14 protein-coding genes and 1 pseudogene are annotated in these 15,228 nt (G+C 70.2%); 5 read left to right on the top strand and 10 right to left on the bottom strand.

What is annotated here, in order from left to right; genetic code table 11:
* The first annotated feature begins 17 nt into the window (after positions 1–17).
* The gene (locus ACSBPH_RS11675) at positions 18–836 is read left to right on the top strand and encodes an ABC transporter permease (RefSeq protein ID WP_442574500.1); all 819 of its coding nucleotides are present in this window, start codon (positions 18–20) and stop codon (positions 834–836) included.
* A 126-nt stretch (positions 837–962) separates the two neighbouring features.
* Here the strand turns inward: ACSBPH_RS11675 and ACSBPH_RS11670 are convergent, their stop codons facing one another.
* Positions 963–1,682: a hypothetical protein gene (locus tag ACSBPH_RS11670; protein ID WP_442574499.1), complete on the bottom strand. Its 720-nt coding sequence runs from the start codon at positions 1,680–1,682 to the stop codon at positions 963–965.
* 215 nt (positions 1,683–1,897) lie between these two features.
* Between ACSBPH_RS11670 and ACSBPH_RS11665 the strand changes: the two genes are divergently transcribed.
* Positions 1,898–3,106, top strand: coding sequence for an ABC transporter ATP-binding protein (locus ACSBPH_RS11665; protein ID WP_442574498.1), 1,209 nt, complete (start codon positions 1,898–1,900; stop codon positions 3,104–3,106).
* Here the strand turns inward: ACSBPH_RS11665 and ACSBPH_RS11660 are convergent.
* Positions 3,091–4,005, bottom strand: a complete 915-nt coding sequence (locus ACSBPH_RS11660; protein WP_442577299.1) for a glycosyltransferase family 2 protein — start codon at positions 4,003–4,005, stop codon at positions 3,091–3,093. The genes ACSBPH_RS11665 and ACSBPH_RS11660 overlap by 16 nt on opposite strands.
* The gene (locus tag ACSBPH_RS11655) at positions 4,005–4,862 is read right to left on the bottom strand and encodes a hypothetical protein (protein ID WP_442574497.1); all 858 of its coding nucleotides are present in this window, start codon (positions 4,860–4,862) and stop codon (positions 4,005–4,007) included. The genes ACSBPH_RS11660 and ACSBPH_RS11655 overlap by 1 nt, the downstream gene beginning before the upstream one ends.
* Before the next feature lie 559 nt (positions 4,863–5,421).
* Here ACSBPH_RS11655 and ACSBPH_RS11650 point away from each other — a divergent pair.
* The 3 genes and pseudogenes from ACSBPH_RS11650 to ACSBPH_RS11640 all read left to right on the top strand — a co-directional run.
* A pseudogene (locus ACSBPH_RS11650) lies at positions 5,422–5,538 on the top strand (acetyltransferase); the annotation flags it as partial.
* Positions 5,539–5,590: 52 nt separating this feature from the next.
* Positions 5,591–6,571 carry a glycosyltransferase family 2 protein gene (locus ACSBPH_RS11645; protein ID WP_442574496.1) on the top strand — a complete coding sequence of 327 codons (981 nt, stop codon included), beginning with the start codon at positions 5,591–5,593 and terminating at the stop codon, positions 6,569–6,571.
* Entirely contained in the window at positions 6,568–7,551 is a 984-nt protein-coding gene (locus tag ACSBPH_RS11640; protein WP_442574495.1) for a glycosyltransferase family 2 protein, read from the top strand. Before ACSBPH_RS11645 ends, ACSBPH_RS11640 begins: the two co-directional genes overlap by 4 nt.
* 90 nt (positions 7,552–7,641) lie before the next feature.
* Here the strand turns inward: ACSBPH_RS11640 and ACSBPH_RS11635 are convergent, their stop codons facing one another.
* The 7 genes from ACSBPH_RS11635 to ACSBPH_RS11605 all read right to left on the bottom strand — a co-directional run bounded on the left by ACSBPH_RS11635 (position 7,642) and on the right by ACSBPH_RS11605 (position 15,220).
* Positions 7,642–8,574: a glycosyltransferase gene (locus ACSBPH_RS11635; protein WP_442574494.1), complete on the bottom strand. Its 933-nt coding sequence runs from the start codon at positions 8,572–8,574 to the stop codon at positions 7,642–7,644.
* A gap of 74 nt (positions 8,575–8,648) precedes the next feature.
* The gene (locus tag ACSBPH_RS11630) at positions 8,649–9,704 is read right to left on the bottom strand and encodes a glycosyltransferase family 4 protein (protein WP_442574493.1); all 1,056 of its coding nucleotides are present in this window, start codon (positions 9,702–9,704) and stop codon (positions 8,649–8,651) included.
* Entirely contained in the window at positions 9,701–10,783 is a 1,083-nt protein-coding gene (locus tag ACSBPH_RS11625; RefSeq protein WP_442574492.1) for a glycosyltransferase WbsX family protein, read from the bottom strand. Before ACSBPH_RS11625 ends, ACSBPH_RS11630 begins: the two co-directional genes overlap by 4 nt.
* The gene (locus ACSBPH_RS11620; protein WP_442574491.1) at positions 10,776–12,563 is read right to left on the bottom strand and encodes a polysaccharide biosynthesis tyrosine autokinase; all 1,788 of its coding nucleotides are present in this window, start codon (positions 12,561–12,563) and stop codon (positions 10,776–10,778) included. The genes ACSBPH_RS11625 and ACSBPH_RS11620 overlap by 8 nt, the downstream gene beginning before the upstream one ends.
* A 146-nt stretch (positions 12,564–12,709) precedes the next feature.
* Positions 12,710–14,041, bottom strand: coding sequence for an O-antigen ligase family protein (locus ACSBPH_RS11615; protein WP_442574490.1), 1,332 nt, complete (start codon positions 14,039–14,041; stop codon positions 12,710–12,712).
* A 28-nt stretch (positions 14,042–14,069) separates the two neighbouring features.
* Entirely contained in the window at positions 14,070–14,345 is a 276-nt protein-coding gene (locus ACSBPH_RS11610) for a PqqD family peptide modification chaperone (protein WP_442574489.1), read from the bottom strand.
* A complete protein-coding gene (locus ACSBPH_RS11605) occupies positions 14,342–15,220 on the bottom strand; it encodes a nucleotidyltransferase family protein (RefSeq protein WP_442574488.1) in 879 nt (292 codons plus the stop codon). The genes ACSBPH_RS11610 and ACSBPH_RS11605 overlap by 4 nt, the downstream gene beginning before the upstream one ends.
* Between the last annotated feature and the right edge of the window lie 8 nt (positions 15,221–15,228).

Below are 15,228 nucleotides of genomic sequence, written 5' to 3'. Positions count from 1 at the left end.
GCCGGTACGATCGAGGCGTGCGCCCGACCGTCATCACGCCTCCGGGGAGGTTCGCCCTTCCGCCCTGGCGCGAATTGTGGGAGGCGCGCGAGGTCGCCTTCCGCTTCGGCCAGCGCGACATCGTGCTGCGGTACCGGCAGACGTTCATCGGCGTGGCCTGGGTGCTCATCCAGCCCCTCGCGACAGCGGGCATCTTCGCTCTCGTGTTCGGCGCCGTCGCCCAGCTTCCCTCAGGCGGCGTGCCGTACTTCCTCTTCTCGTTCATGAGCATGCTCGCGTGGACGCTCTTCTCGAGCACGGTCTCGCGCGCGGCCCCGTCGCTCGTGGCGAACCAGGCGCTCGTGTCGAAGGTCTTCTTCCCGCGGATGCTGGTGCCGCTCTCGACCGCGAGCTCGACGCTCCTCGATTTCGGCGTCGGATTCCTGCTCGGTGTCGTCCTCCTGGTCATATACCGCGTGAACCCGGGCTGGCCCGTGCTGCTCGTGCCGGTGTGGGTGCTCGTCATCGGCGCGACCGCCGTCGGCATAGGCCTGGCCGCATCGGCGTGGATGGTCAAGTACCGCGACGTCCAGTACGTGCTCCCGTGGGTGCTGCAGGTCGCGCTCTACGCGACTCCCGTGGCGTATTCGACGGATGCCGTGCCCGCCGAGCTGCAGCCCCTCTTCCTCGTCAACCCGCTGGCGTGGATGATGGACGGCTTCCGCTGGTCGGTGCTCGGGACTGCCATGCCGCCCGCGTGGCAGCTGATCGGCTCCGCGATCGCCGCGGTCGTCGTGTTCTTCGTCGGCGCGACGATCTTCCAGCGGTACGAGCGGGTCTTCGCCGACCTCATCTGACCGGACTCGGCGGGGTGCCGGACGCACCGGCGACCGGGGCCGCCGATCGGCACCGCCTGTCGGAGCGGCCCGGATACGCAGAAGGCCCCGCCGGAGCGGGGCCTTCGCGATGTCAGTGAAGCGGGATCAACCCGGGCGCTGCCACGTCACAGTGTTGTCGACGACTGTGCCGCCCGGTGCCGGAAGCGCCGGCTCGGTCGCGCCCGATGTGCCGGCGACGATCGCCGTGAGGAAGCCGCCCGTCACCTGGACCGTGTCGCCGACCGCATAGGCCGTGTTGGCCTGCCACGACGGAACGCCGCCGATGGCCGAGTTGATCGTGACCTTCTCGGCAGCGGTGAAGGTGCTGCACGAAGCGCCGTTGATCGGGGGCGCCGAGGTGACCGTGGCGGTCACCGTGGTGAACGTGTTGCCGCCGTCGATCGTGTACGTGACCGACAGCGTGCCGTTCGAGCTGTTGGTCGCGTTCTCGGTGAGGAGGGCGAGGTTCGGGTACGACGTGTTCGCCGGGATCAGGAACGGGTTGACCTGGCTGTTGCCGGTGTCGAGGTTCACGATCTTGACCTGGCCGAGGCTCACGTTGTTGAGCGTGATCTGCGTGATGTTCAGCGTGATCGAGCTGTTGGTCGTGTTCGCGATCGACAGGCGGAACGCATAGCCCTTGTAGATGCTGTTCGAGTTGCCGGGCAGCTTGCAGCCGGCGCCCGAGAGGTTGAAGCTGCCGCCGGACGCCGCGAATGCCGGCACCGGCGCGGCGATCGCGATCGCGGGCACGGCCCAGACCATGGCCTTCGTGACGGTGCGGCGACTGATGCCGCCCGTGGGCTGCTCTTCGAATTCGCTCATCGTGGACCCTCCCCAGAGTCGGCCGGCGATCCCAGTTCGACGGCCAGAAGTCTTTATTGCGCTGTGCGGGGAACGTGTGCTGCGTTGCGAGGATGTGTCCGATGACCCCAGCTCTCGGAACACCCGCACGCCCGATAGGGGCGACGTTGGCGATGATACCGTAAAAACCCGGCGAGCAAACCCCGATGTCTCGGCGACCGAACTGCGGAGGACCCATGGCGAATCGCGTGTCCGCGATCACCGCGCACGACGTTTCCAAGACCTACCGCATCAGCCACCGCTCCTCCTCGAACCGGGTTTCCGAAGCGGTCGTCGAATTCGCGAAGAACCCGTTCCGCCGCCACGAAGTCGAATCCTTCGACGCCCTCCACGCGCTCGACTTCGAGATCCCCCAGGGCGAGGCCGTCGGTATCATCGGCCGCAACGGCGCGGGCAAGTCGACCCTGCTGAAGCTCCTCACCCGCATCACGGCGCCGACGACGGGCCGCATCGAGCTGAACGGAAGGGTCGGGAGCCTCCTCGAGGTCGGCACGGGGTTCCACCCCGAGCTCACCGGCCGCGAGAACATCTTCCTCAACGGCACGCTCCTGGGCATGCGGCGGCGCGAGATCGTGCGGCGCTTCGAAGAGATCGTCGACTTCTCTGGTGTCGAGAAGTTCCTCGACACCCCGGTCAAGCGCTATTCCTCGGGCATGTACGTGCGGCTCGCCTTCGCGGTCGCCGCGCACCTCGACACCGAGATCCTTGCGATCGACGAGGTGCTGGCGGTCGGAGACGCCGAGTTCCAGCGCAAGTCGCTGGCGAAGATGCGGGATGCCGCGGCCGACGGCCGCACTGTGCTCTACGTGAGCCACCAGATGCAGACGGTGCTCACCCTCTGCACGTCGGCCCTCTTCCTGCAGACCGGCCGGCTCGTCGCGCACGGCCCCGTCGACGAGGTCATGGGCCGTTACCGCGCATCGTTCGAGGACTACGCGGCCGCGCAGGTCGAGGCATCCCGTCGTCCCGGCACCGGCGAGCTGCGAGCGGCCTCCGTCACGACCGACGCCACCTTCCACGTCGCCGACACCAAGGTCATCGAGATCGAGGTCGAGGGCAACGCCGACGTCACGCTCCCCTACTTCGTCTCGGCACACGTCAACGACGCGAACGGCGTCGTGCTCGCGCAGTGCGACTCCCGCGTGCACGGCGTCTGGCTCGACGGGTCGGCGCCCCGCCGGCTCACGCTCACGATCGACGGCCTGTGGCTTCGGCCCGGACGCTACTCGGTCGACGTCTTCGTCTGCCGGCAGGGGATCCTCGATGCGTGGGAGGGCGCGGCATCCTTCGAGATCCTCCCCGACCTGCCGTATCCCGAGATCGCCGATGGCGAGGCCATCGCGGGCGGGGTCGTCCTGACCGACTTCGCCTACACCGTCGCCTGACGCTGCCAGCGGGCGGCTGTGCGGCGCAGCGCGGCCGGAGCTTCGCCGAAGCGAGTGAGGCCGTAGGCACCTGTCGCCCACGCCGCCACGACGAGCGCGCGCCGACGCTGCGGCCACGTCGCGCGGCGCAGACCGCCGAGCGCGAACCGGCGCAGGAACCGCACGCGGGCGCCGGAGCCGGCCCCGACGAGCTTCGAGAACAGCAGTCCGTTGCGGAGGAAGTAGAAGCTCCCGAGCGAGGCGGCCGCCCCCCGGAACGACGCCGAGACGGCGTGCAGGATGCGCACGTCGCACGCGACGAGGAGACGGATGCCGCGGCCCCGCGCTCGCACGCTCCACTCGGAGTCTTCGAAGTTGAGGAAGAACCGCTCGTCGAAGAGGCCCACGGCCCGCCACGTCTCGGCGGAGGCCGTGATGCAGCATCCGGCGAGCAGTTCCGTCGTGCGGACGCCGTCGACGCACGGCGCAAGGGCGTCGTCCGGGGTGTGGTGCGGGTAGCCGTCGGGCATGTCGAGCGTGCCGCCGCCGAACCAGATCCGGTCGGGCTCGTCGCGGTACAGCACGGTGGGACTGACCGCGCGCCGCCCGGCCGAGAGTTCCGCGAGCCGCGAGAGCGAGCCTGCGGGCACGAGCGTGTCGTTATTGAGGATCGTGACGACGTCGGCCCCCGCGGCGAGGGCTCGCTCGACACCCCGGTTCATCCCGCCCGAGAAGCCCGTGTTGCGCTCGAGCTGCAGCGTGCGCACGCGCGGCTCGGGCGCGAGCTCGTCGAGCGTGCCGTCGAAGGATCCGTTGTCGACGACGAGCACCTCGACGTCGGGCTCTCCGTCGAGGATCGACCGCACGCACGCAAGCGTGTCGTCGCGGCCGTGCCAGTTGAGGACGACGACGATGTGCATCACGGCGACTCCCCCGGGCCGGGAGCACGCCGCTCGAGGCGGGGCCAGAGACCGCGGGCGAAGGGATGGATGTCGCGTGCCCACCGCCACGTGAGGGGAGCCGGGAGCCACACGGCGGCGTAGTAGAGGCGGCCGCGCCACCCGCTGGCATGACCCCAGGAGCGGGTCTTCTGCAGGATCTCGCGGGGGCTTCGCGCCCACGAGTTGTGGATCACCGCCTGCTCGGGCTCGACCCCTTCCCACCGCTCCTCCCCGGGGGCCAGGGGATGGGCGAGCTGGAGCGATGCCTTGTCGCCGGCCACGACGGGGCGGAGGAACGGGACACTCACCCGGCGGGCGTCCACGACCCGCACGTGCGGACGCACGGCGATCGCGCCCGGGTAGTCGTAGCGGCGGGAGCGGTCGCCCGCCACGACTTCGAAGAGGTGCCTGCGCGTGCGACGGAAGAGGACCCGCATCGGCCACTCGACCGCATCGAGGCCCCGCTTCTCGGCCTCTTCGATCGCGGCGACGAGGGCCGCGGCATCCGGAAGCAGTTCGTCGTTGTCGAGCTGGATCACCCAGTCCACCTCGCCGGCGAGTGCCGCAAGCGCGGCGTTCCGCTGCGCCGTGTCGGCACGCATCGGCTCGTGGGGGCGCGTCCAGGTCCCCGACACACGCCGCAGGAGACCGCGCGTATCGACGCGCTCGATAGCCGCGAGGGCCTCGTCGACCGGGATGGGCGCTCCCGTCCACCCCCGCCCGTCAGCGGGAACGGGTACGACCAGAGCGTCCAGGAGCGGGTAGTAGGCGCGGAGCGTGCGCTCCAGCCAGACCGTGTCGCCGGGGAGCACATAGGCACCGATGCGCCGCGCCATCTCGTTCCCCCCTCCGGCCGGTGGGTCCATTCAACTAGATCGGCCGGGAAGGTTCGCGACACGGCCGCTCGCACCGCGCACCCCGTCGGCTAGATTCGTCGTGACCGCATACAGCTCAGGTGGGGGTCCGATGTCGAGCTTGCGCCAGGCCGTCAAAGCCGTCGCTCCCGCACCGGTGCGCGCCGCCGTCGGATGGTGGCGAGGTGTGTGGAGCGATCTGCGCCTTCGACTCCTGACCGATCTCGGCTATTTCCCGTCGCACCGGGTGCGCGGCTATTTCTACCGACGGGCGGGCCTGGTGATCGACCGCACCTCGAGCATCCACTGGCGCGCGGAGTTCTACGCGCCGGAGCGGATCCGCATCGGCCGGTACTGCACGATCGGCGACTCGGCCTTCCTCGACGGCCGGAGCGGCCTCACGATCGGCGACAGTGTCAACTTCGGCAGCCACGTCACCATCTACACACGCCAGCACGATGTCGACGCCGCGGACTTCGCCGAGGTCGGGGCGCCCGTCGTGATCGGCGACCGCGCATGGGTCTCGAGCCACTCCATCGTGCTTCCCGGCGTCACGATCGGTGAGGGCGCGGTCGTAGCGGCAGGATCGGTCGTGACGAAGGATGTCGCACCGTTCACGCTCGTCGGCGGCAACCCCGCGCGCTACATCCGCGATCGCTCCCGCGACCTGACCTACCGCCTCGGCTACGCCAAGCGGTTCGTCTGACCTCATGCCGACCGATTCCGCTTCGCGCTCCGGCGACCTCGTCACGGTCGTCGTCCCCACCTACAACGGCTCTCGCTTCGTCGAGGCCACCCTGCGCAGCCTTGCGAGCCAGTCCTACGTCGATCTGGAGATCGTCGTGGTCGACGACGGCTCCCGCGACGACACACTCGACGTCGTCCGGCGCACCGGCATCCCGACCGACGTCCTCGTGCAGCAGAACCTCGGGGTCGCCGTCGCCCGCAACCGCGGCTTGGCCCACGCACGGGGCCGGTGGGTGGGCTTCGTCGATCAGGACGACCTGTGGCGGCGCGACCGCGTGCGTGACCTGGTTCGCTACGCGACGACCCACGGCATCCGGGCCGTCGCGTCGACGGAGCATCCGTTCGCGCTCGAAGCCGACCGCCAGGCCCTCCGCGATGTCGGAGACGGACGGCACCTCTGGCCGCGCGACTGGGTCATCGAGGGCGAAGAGAACGCACTCGTCGACTCCCCTTCGAAGCGCGCCGGCAATCCGGAGGAGATCGGGGTCGAGCGACTCCTCGAGGGCGCCGCGATGCTGACCACGGCGGTGCTCTACGACCGCGAGACCGCCCTGTCGGCGGGAGGGTTCGCCCCGCACGCCCGGGCCCTCGACGATCACCTGCTCAACCTCAACGTGGCGCGCATCGCAGGCCCGATCCACCGCATCGACACCGCCGACCTGCTCTACCGCGTTCACCCGAGCTCCACCTCCACCGTGTCGCCCATGGCGGGGCCCATGCTCTCGGCCATGATGAGCGTCCGACTGGGTGGCATCTTCCCCGCCGACCGACACCTCGGACCGAATCTCGAGCATCTGCTGCGGGAGCTCCCCCGCACCGGCCTGTCGACCGCCGACCAGCTCTCGCTGCTCCTCGGGAGCGCGCCGCCCGGCAATCGCGGCCGGTGGCTGGCGCGGTGGGGGAAGGGCACGGTCGGCCGCCTGAGACACCGGAAGCCGCGATGAGCACACTTCGCCGACGAGTTCGCGACAGCCTTCCGGCATCCGTCGTCGCCCGCGTGAACCGCGCGCGGCTTCTCGCGAACCTGCAACGGGAACGCTGGGGGCGCGGCCAGCGCCGGATCAACGCTTCGATCTCGGTGCCGAACCTGCCGCGTGCGCGCCGACAGGCGGGAGCGGTGTGGGGCGTGTGCCTCGCCCGCAACGAGGAGGACATCGTCGAGCACACGATCCGGCACATGCTGGATCAGGGTCTGGACGGCATCATCGTCGTCGACAACATGTCGACCGATCGCACACGCGCCCTGCTCGACGAGCTCGCCGCCGCCGATCCGCGCGTGCACGTCGGAGTCGACCGGCAGGTCGGCTTCCACCAGGGCGGCAAGGTCTCGTATCTGGCGCATCTCGCCTGGCGGGCGGGCGCCGACTGGATCGTCCCGTTCGATGCCGACGAGTTCTGGTTCGCCGAGGGCGAGTCGGTCGGCGACTTCCTGCGGCACCTCGACGTGGCATCCGCCTGGTGCGACTTCCGCAATGTCTTCCCGACCGTCGAAGACGGCGCCATCGACTTCACCCGCCGCCAGTCGGTGCAGGTCGAACGGCACGCGAGCGCGTGGCTGCGGGTCTGCTTCCGTGCGCGGCGATGGGTGTGGGTCGGCGAGGGAAACCACGCCCTCCGCGACGCCGTCGAACTCCCCGTGCGGGGCCTCCACATGCTCCACTACTCCTACCGTTCGCTGGAGCAGTACAGCCGCAAGGTCGACCACGGGGTCGCCGCGCTGGAGGCGGCGGGGAAGGATGCCTCGATCGCGACGCATTGGCGACTGTGGGCGTCGATCCCGCCGGCGGAGCGCGAGACCCTGTGGCGCCGGTCTCTGAGCGGCGACGGCGTCACGACCGATGATCCGGGCGCGTCGATCGACCGTGTCGTCATCGACGACCCGACGCACTGGAAGACCTGGAACCCCGAGGGGGAGTTCTCGTGAGGTGACCGCCGTGCCGCCCCTCGCCACGATCGACTAGGGGGCACGGACTCTACGGTGCACCCCGACGTCGCGTCGCGCTGGCGGTCGGCCTCACGAGCGGAAGGCGTAGACCAGGTCATACAGGACAGTCCGGGCACCTCGAGCGAACCGGTGGTAGGAACCGGCGCCCACTTCGCGGCCGATTGCCAGCACTCGAGCAAGGATCCCTCCGCGCTGGATGCGGGCGGAGAGGAACCGATCGAGGGCGAGTATCTCGTCACGTCGATCGGGATGCCAGGCACCGTCATCGCGTCGCACCCGGTCCGCCACGAGGCGGGCGCGACGCTGCTCGCGCTCGAGGTCCTCTCGCCGGGATCCGGCGGCGCGTGACGATGATTCGAGGCGTTCCTGATGTGACATCTGGCGCCCGTGCTGCCGGTAAGCGATCAGGGGACGCTCATCGATCGCGACATCCCCCCGCACCCGAGCGAGCACCGCGACCCATCCGTCCTGCTGGAAGGCCCGGTCCCCCGCGACCACGTCCTCAGGAAACGGGAGGCAGTGGGGAACCAGGTCGGCGGCGAAGGCCATAGTGGGACTCGTCACCGTCTGCCCGTAGACCAGGCGCCGCAGACCGCCCCCTCGCCGGAGCTCTGCGCGGTCGTCGACGCTCAAGTGAACCTTGTCGAACAGCCGCACGGACAGGGGCGCCCCGACCTCATCTATCAACTCGGCGTCCGAGAACCACAGAGCGGGGGGCGTCGCCTGCGTGAAGGCGGCTTCGACCGCGGCGAGCTTGTCGGCGGCCCACACGTCGTCGTGGTCTGCGAGAGCGACGACATCCGCGACGTCGCAACTCCGTCCGAGGATCGCCGCGGTGTTGCGATGAAGGCCCAGCCGTTCACCGTGGCGCACCACGACGACGGGAAATGAGACGCGCCCGGCGAACCGCTCGAGCATCTTCAGCGTCCCGTCGGCGGACAGGTCATCGCCCACGATGAGGACGTCGGGAGGCCGGGTCTGGGATGACAGCGAGTCGAGCATGGGCTGCAAGAACTCCTCCGAGTCGCAGGTGGTCAGCGCGACCGCGACTCGAAGCGGCCTCCGTCCTGCCTCGGTCATGCGGGTGCCCGCCGGTAGAGGCGCTCGTACTCGTCGGCGACGTGCCGCAGGTCGAACTCCCTCGCCCGCTCGAGTGACGCGGCGCCGAGCCGCTCCCGCTCGGCGGGGTCGTCCAGCACGCCGCCGAGGGCCGAGCCCAGCTCGTCGAGCTCCGCGAGCACTCCGTACCGGCCGTCGTCGGTGACGTAGCGCGCCCCCGGGTTGGGGGTCGCGACGACGGGGACACCTGCGGTCATGGCCTCGGCGTACGGGATGCCGAAGCCTTCGTAGCTCGACGGGAGGCAGAACGCCCACGCCCGGCGGTACTCGTGCGCGAGCTCGTCGTCGCTCAACCGGCCCAGCGCCACCACGCCGTCCGGCAGGGACTTCGGCGCGTCCTGCGCCACCATCCGCAGCGTCGCTTCGGGCACGCGCGGCCGGACCTCCTCGGCGAAGATGCGGGCGAGGTCGGCACCTCGCTTGCGCTGACGCCATGTGCCGACGAACAGCACGGTCGGCTCGGCGGAGCGTGGCGTCCCGTCGGGGGCGAAGCGCTCGGCATCCACTCCGTTCGGGATGACGGTGCGCACCCACGGCGTCCAGCGGCGCGTCTGCGGCGAGATGAGCACGGTCCGGTCGGCGACGAGCGAGGCGAGCACTTCGGTGAAGCCGAGCATCACCATGCGCAGCTTCTCGCCGAGCCCGCGGATGTGGATCGCCTCCTCGAAGCAGGAGCCGTGCAGCGTGCGCACGTGCATCGGCACGCGGCGGCGCCACATCCAGTAGTCCTCGCCGTGGGCGTGCAGCACGTCGTACGACGAGAGGTCCTGCCGGCGCATGACGAAGGCGAAGCGGAAGGTGCGCAGGCTCCCCGTCAGCGGCAGGTGAACGTGGCCGTAGAGCGCTCCCTCGACGGGGGCGCAGGGGCTGAAGACATCGACCTGGTGCCCTCGGCGGCTCAGCTCGTTTGCCAGTTCGTGCACCTGATACCCGACGCCGATCTTGCTCTCGCTCGGCAGGTAGTACGAGATCATCGCGATCCGCAGGGGACCGGATGCCGCGGCCGCCGTCATGACGTGAGCCCCTCCCGGAGGGCCTCCAGCCATCCGTGGCCGTCGCGCAGGTCGGGCTCGAGGTGGTTGCCCTCGGCCCACTCGTTCCACGACTTGACCCACAGCAGGCGCTCGTCGGCCGGGCGGTCGGCCAGGAGTGTGACGGCATCGGCGACGTTCCGGCGGAAGCGCTCCGGCGAGGCGTCCGTCACCGCGAGCCCGCGGCGCCCCGACCGGGGCGTGTTGTCCCAGTTCGGGTACACGCAGGGCTGCAAGTGCGGGTCGTCGGGGAAGGCATCCATGATGTGGTCCGAATACGGCCACACCTCAGGACCGCCGCGGAGCTTGCGCCGCATCCGCATGCGGAGCGTCGTGCGGGGATTCACGTCGGCCGGGATGCGCATGTGCACCGACGCGTCGAAGCCGTCGCGTGCGGCGGTCGTGTAGCGCGATCCGCGGCCGAGGAGGTCGCTCGCCTCGGCGACGAGATAGAGACCCTCGAGCCCCGCCGCCTTCGCCATCGCCTGCCAGCGGTCGACGAAGGCCGCGGCATCCGGCAGCTCTTCGGGGCGGAAGACGTAGAAGACCGGCTTCCCGTCGACGCGGAGGTACCGCGCGTCGCGGAACGCGGGGAGGATCGTGTCGAAGTGCCGCTGATCGTCTTCGGCACCCGGGTAGCGCTGCTGCTTCAGAACCTTGTCGCCCGCCGCGTGCCACACTCCGGTCCACGACTGATTGGCCCACGCGAGGCAGAACGAGATCTCGGGCGCCCCGCTCTCGAGCACCTCGAGGAAGGGCCGCTCGAGGATCCGGTCGCCTTCGCCGAACCAGTAGTGCCAGTACGCGAAGGCCTCGACGCCGTACTGGCGGGCAAGGTCGCTCTGCGCCTGCCTCGTCTCGGGCACGCGCAGGTCGTAGAACCCGAGGTCGGCGGGAAGCGTGGGCTGCAGGTGTCCCCGGAAGAGCGGTCGCGCCTTCGCGGCATTCGTCCACTCCGTGAAGCCCGGACCCCACCACCGGTCGTTCTCGGGGATGGGGAAGAACTGCGGCAGATAGAACGCGACGGCACGGGCCTTCGGCGTCAGCTGCCCCTCAGGCACGACGCGCGCGGTGTCGGCGAGGACTGCTCGGCTCGTCTTCGGCGGGCGTGGGGACCGCTTCGTCGCTGAGCAGCACCTGGAGGGCGTCGAGCGAGTCGTCTGTCGCGACCTCGTCGGCCGGTTCGGCGCCAGGGGTCGGCACCTCGGTGCGCGACGGCGTCTCAGCACCTGACGGCGTGGCGGCCCGCGCGGGCGCCTCGTCGCTCATGGCGGGGCGGCTCCCGCCCGGTCGCGCGGGGGCGGATTCGGTCGACTCGGCCTCGAGGGTCGCAGCCTCCACGGGGGCCGCAGCCTTCACGGGGGCCGCGGCAGACGCGGGCGGGAACGACACGTCGTCCGCCGGGACGGGGCCTGGGATGTCGGCTTCTGCCGGGGTCGTCCGCGCCGAGACGTCCGCGCTCGTCGCGGCGCCGTAGTGCCGCCGGTACTCGTAGGAATACGGCGAGGCGTCGACGCCCTTCAGAGGAGCCTTGTTGAGCACGATGCCGAGCGCGCGGCCGCGCGCCTTCTGCAGGAGATCGAGGGCCTTCTCGATGAGGTCGTAGGTCGTCTTGCCGAGGCTCACGACGAGCAGGGCCCCGTCGGCCTGGTGGGTCAGCACCGCGCCGTCGGTCACCGGGATGAGGGGCGGCGCGTCGATGATGACCGTCGAGTACTCCGCGAGCTCGTCGAGGACGGCACGCATGCGGGCGGAGCCGAGCACCTCGCTCGGATTCGGCGGTGCACCTCCCGCCGCGAGCACGTAGAGGTTGGGCGACTGCGGCGACCGCTGCAGCACGTCGACGAGCGTCGCGCGTCCGGCCAGGACGTCGCTGAGGCCGGCCCCGGAGGTGACACCCATGGTGTCGGCGACCTTCGACCGCCGCAGGTCGCCGTCCACCAGGGTGACGTACGAGCCGCTCGCGGCGAGCGTGAGAGCGAGATTGCACGCGATGGTCGACTTGCCGTCGCCCGGGAGCGGGCTCGTCACGACGATCTTCTTCGGGGGATTGTCGACGTCCATGAACTGCAGGTTCGTACGGAGGCTCCGCATCGCCTCCGCGACCGCGAAGCCAGGACCGCCCCGACCCGTCTCGGGGTCGAAGAGGCGAGCTTCGGGGTCGGACTGCTTGGACAGCGGGATGGTGCCGACGACGGCGACCTCTGTCTTGTCCTCGATGTCCTTCGCCGTTCGCACGCGGCGGTCGGAGGCGGTCCGCATGAGGGCGAAGCCGATGCCGAAGCCGAGACCGATCACGGCGCCCACGACGAGCGAGGTCCGCAGATCGGGGAAGAGCGGACTGGAGGGGAGCGACGCCGAGTCGCCCGGGACGATGTTCACGGGCGCCGAACCCGGTGTGCCGTCGCCTTCGAACTTGTCGATCGTGGCCGCCATCCCGCGGATCCACGACTCCGCGAGCTGCCGCGCCGCGATGGGCTGCGGCCCCTGGGCCAGGATCTTGAGGATGACCGTGCCTTCGGGGTTGGAGACGTTCACCCGCGTCACGAGCTCCTCGGGCGTCGTGTCGAGTTTGAGATCGTCGATGACGTACTCGGCCACGTCGCGCCAGCCCGCGATGTCGAGGTAGGAGGCGACCTTCGACTGCGCGGCGGGGTCCATTCCGCCGGTGAGGCTCTCGCTGCTGGCGCTCTGCGAGCGCACGAAGCCGCTCGCGCCGGCCTCATAGACGGGCGTCTGCAGCTTCACCCAGAGGAAGGACACGCCGATGCCCACGAGCACCATGAGGACGATCGCCAGCCAGTGGCGTCGCAGCCCCCGCGTGTAGTCCCGCAGCTCCATCCATGCCCCCCACCCGGCACCCGAGATCCGGCAGGCTTCCGGAAATGGTAGGCGTCCATGCCCGCCGGATGAGTTCGATCATACGCACCGACGTGGGCAACTCACTGAGAGCGCGGAATCCGGTGGACGGAGGAAGGATGCCTCGCTCACGCCGTGACGGCGACTCCAGCCGGTTGCGGCGATCGCGCTGCGGCATGCCGCGCCTGTATGCCCAGGCACACGCCCGCGATCACGAAGGGGATGGAGACCTGACCGGCGACCCAGAAGAGGTCGAACTGCGCCTGGACGATGCGGCTGAGCACGACCGCGAACGCGAGCGTGCCGTACACGGGATCGACGCGCCAGAGCACGATGAGGATTCCGGCCCACATCACCAGGAACGCGAGGAGCCCGACGATCCCCGTCGACACCAGCACTTCGATCTCCGCCTGCGGCGGCTGGAAGTTCGCCCATCCGCCCTGATACCAGTACCGGAGACCGTGCCCGAAGAACGGCGACTCCTTCCAGTACCCGTACATCGCCTGTATCCAGGCGATCCGCGTATTGGCCGAATTGAAGGGGTTGTCCTCGCTGACCTGGTCGATGACGAGCGCCGTGATGAGCCACAACCCCGGAATGAGCAGCAGAAGGACGAACCGCGAGTGGGTGTTGCCGGCGGCCTTGCCGCGGAGCGCGACGACCACGATCGCGACGATCAGGCCAACGCCCGCCTGCCGCGACTGGGTCAGGACGATCGCGATGCACAGGAGCCAGAAGCTCATGCGCGCCCACCCTCGTGTGAGATGCAGCCACGTCGGGTTGGCGTACGCGATGACCGCCGCGAAGCCCATCACCGTTCCCGCGAAGTTCTTCTGCATCTCGAACGGGATCAGCGGGTAGACGGGGCCGAAGTCGCCGTGCGCGAACTGCAGGAGCGCCGTGATGATCGTGCCGACGGCGATGACGCACGCCGCTCCCAGCATGAGAAGGAGCGCCGCACGTGCGTGCCCCGCGCGGCCGAGCGCCCACCCCACGATGAGGGCGCCGGAGATGAGCAGCCAGGCGTGGAACCACTCGATCGTGTTCGCGACGAAGGGATTCGCGAGCACCGTGATGAGGGTCGCGAACTGGTAGGCGAGGTTGAGCCAGAGGATCCGGCGCACCGGCACGCTGAACCGCTTGTCGCCCAGGAGCATCACGGTGCCGAAGGCGGCCGCGAGCGCGACATCCGAGACCGAGAGGTCGGTGCCGCCGAGCCCCGCCCGCGTGATGACGAAGAGCGCAGGCGTCGCGACGAGGGCGATGGCCAGCGGCACGCGGGGCGTGAGGGTCGCCGCGATGACGAGGCCTGCCAGTGCGAGGGCGGTCGGCAGGCTCTGCGGCGAGCGCTGGCCGAGCAGGATGTAGACGGCCACGGCCGCCCCCGCCGCCATGAGCACCCAGCGCCACGCGCCGGCCCACCATTCGGCGAGGCGCGCGCGCCACGCGGTCTCGTCCACGCGCACCTCCTTCGCCCCTCTGACCCGTCTAGTATCGCCCGGCGGGCGCGACCACGAGCAGGCCCTGCGCGACCAGCCGCTCGAGGAAGCCGTCGACCTCGGCGCGGATGTCATCGATCGGCATGGCTGTCGCGGCGGCGACGCGTTCGGCGACGGCCTCCCGGCTCGATCCCAGCGCCGTCTCCCAGACCAGGGCGGCCGTCCCCTCCAGCACGAGGATCGGGCCATCGGGGAGGGGCGCGACGTAGACGGCGTCGGGGGTCACGACCGCTCCGACGCGGTCGGCCGGCGCGAACGCGGTCACGACGTGCTCCGCGGTGATCTCGACCCCGCAAGCTCGCGCGCTCCGCGCTTCCACCGGTCGATCATTCCGGCGACGAGTTCGCGCGGCGTCGGCCGGCGTCCGAGGTCGTGCTCGAGCTGCTCGGCGTTGACGAGCGGAGCGCGGGCGGCGATCAGAAGAGCCTCGCGCAGCGAGTCGGCCGCACGGATCCGGGCCCACCACTCGGCCGTCCGCGATCCGCCCTGCGAGACGACCTTCCACAGCGCATAGTCCGGCGCGCCACGGAAGTGCTCGAGCTCTCCCGCCGCCGCAGCGAACGCGACGTGGGCACGGAGGCGATCGACGCACTTCTGCACCCCGGCCCGCTCGAGGCCCGCGTCGTCGACCCAGCGTGCGACGGGATCGCTGTCGCGCATCTGATTGCGCGCCGCATTGAGCACGAGAAGAGTCGCCTGCATCTCCAGCGCCGGAACACGGCCCGTGGCTCCGGGGAGGGCGAGGCCGTGACTTTCCGCCCACATCATCGCGAACGCGTCGGCGGCCGGGATACGCACGCCGGGGAAGAACCGATGCAGATCGAAGTACCCCCACGTGGGGTGCCAGTACGTCTGAGCGTGCCCGAACGGCGACCCGTGAAGGAAGGTGCTGTACACGCGCCAGCCGTGAGCGCGCAGCGCCAGGTCGAGACGGGCGACGTGCTCGGGCCGCACGAGGGCATCGACATCCGTCCCCGACGCGATGACCGCGCGCAGCGACCGGTCGACCGCCGCGCCCTTGATGTGCAGGAGGTCGCAGCCGCTGTCGTCGGCGATGACCTGGATGGCCGAGCGCGCGAGGGTGATCCGGACGTCGAGGGGCACGGCGACGGCCGCCACCGCCCCTGCCTCTTCGCTCACCTGGTCAG

Origin of the sequence: Microbacterium sp. F51-2R (assembly GCF_052180235.1) — a bacterium.
Lineage (GTDB): Bacteria > Actinomycetota > Actinomycetes > Actinomycetales > Microbacteriaceae > Microbacterium.
The sequence above is the reverse complement of the archived record's forward strand: the minus strand, read 5'-3'. Positions and strand labels throughout refer to the sequence as shown.

Coding starts and splice junctions, on each gene's coding strand:
- ACSBPH_RS11670 (WP_442574499.1), bottom strand. CDS start 1,682: ATGAGCGAATTCGAAGAGCAGCCCACGGGCGGCATCAGTCGCCGCACC.
- ACSBPH_RS11665 (WP_442574498.1), top strand. CDS start 1,898: ATGGCGAATCGCGTGTCCGCGATCACCGCGCACGACGTTTCCAAGACC.
- ACSBPH_RS11660 (WP_442577299.1), bottom strand. CDS start 4,005: ATGCACATCGTCGTCGTCCTCAACTGGCACGGCCGCGACGACACGCTT.
- ACSBPH_RS11655 (WP_442574497.1), bottom strand. CDS start 4,862: ATGGCGCGGCGCATCGGTGCCTATGTGCTCCCCGGCGACACGGTCTGG.
- ACSBPH_RS11645 (WP_442574496.1), top strand. CDS start 5,591: ATGCCGACCGATTCCGCTTCGCGCTCCGGCGACCTCGTCACGGTCGTC.
- ACSBPH_RS11640 (WP_442574495.1), top strand. CDS start 6,568: ATGAGCACACTTCGCCGACGAGTTCGCGACAGCCTTCCGGCATCCGTC.
- ACSBPH_RS11635 (WP_442574494.1), bottom strand. CDS start 8,574: ATGCTCGACTCGCTGTCATCCCAGACCCGGCCTCCCGACGTCCTCATC.
- ACSBPH_RS11630 (WP_442574493.1), bottom strand. CDS start 9,704: ATGACGGCGGCCGCGGCATCCGGTCCCCTGCGGATCGCGATGATCTCG.
- ACSBPH_RS11620 (WP_442574491.1), bottom strand. CDS start 12,563: ATGGAGCTGCGGGACTACACGCGGGGGCTGCGACGCCACTGGCTGGCG.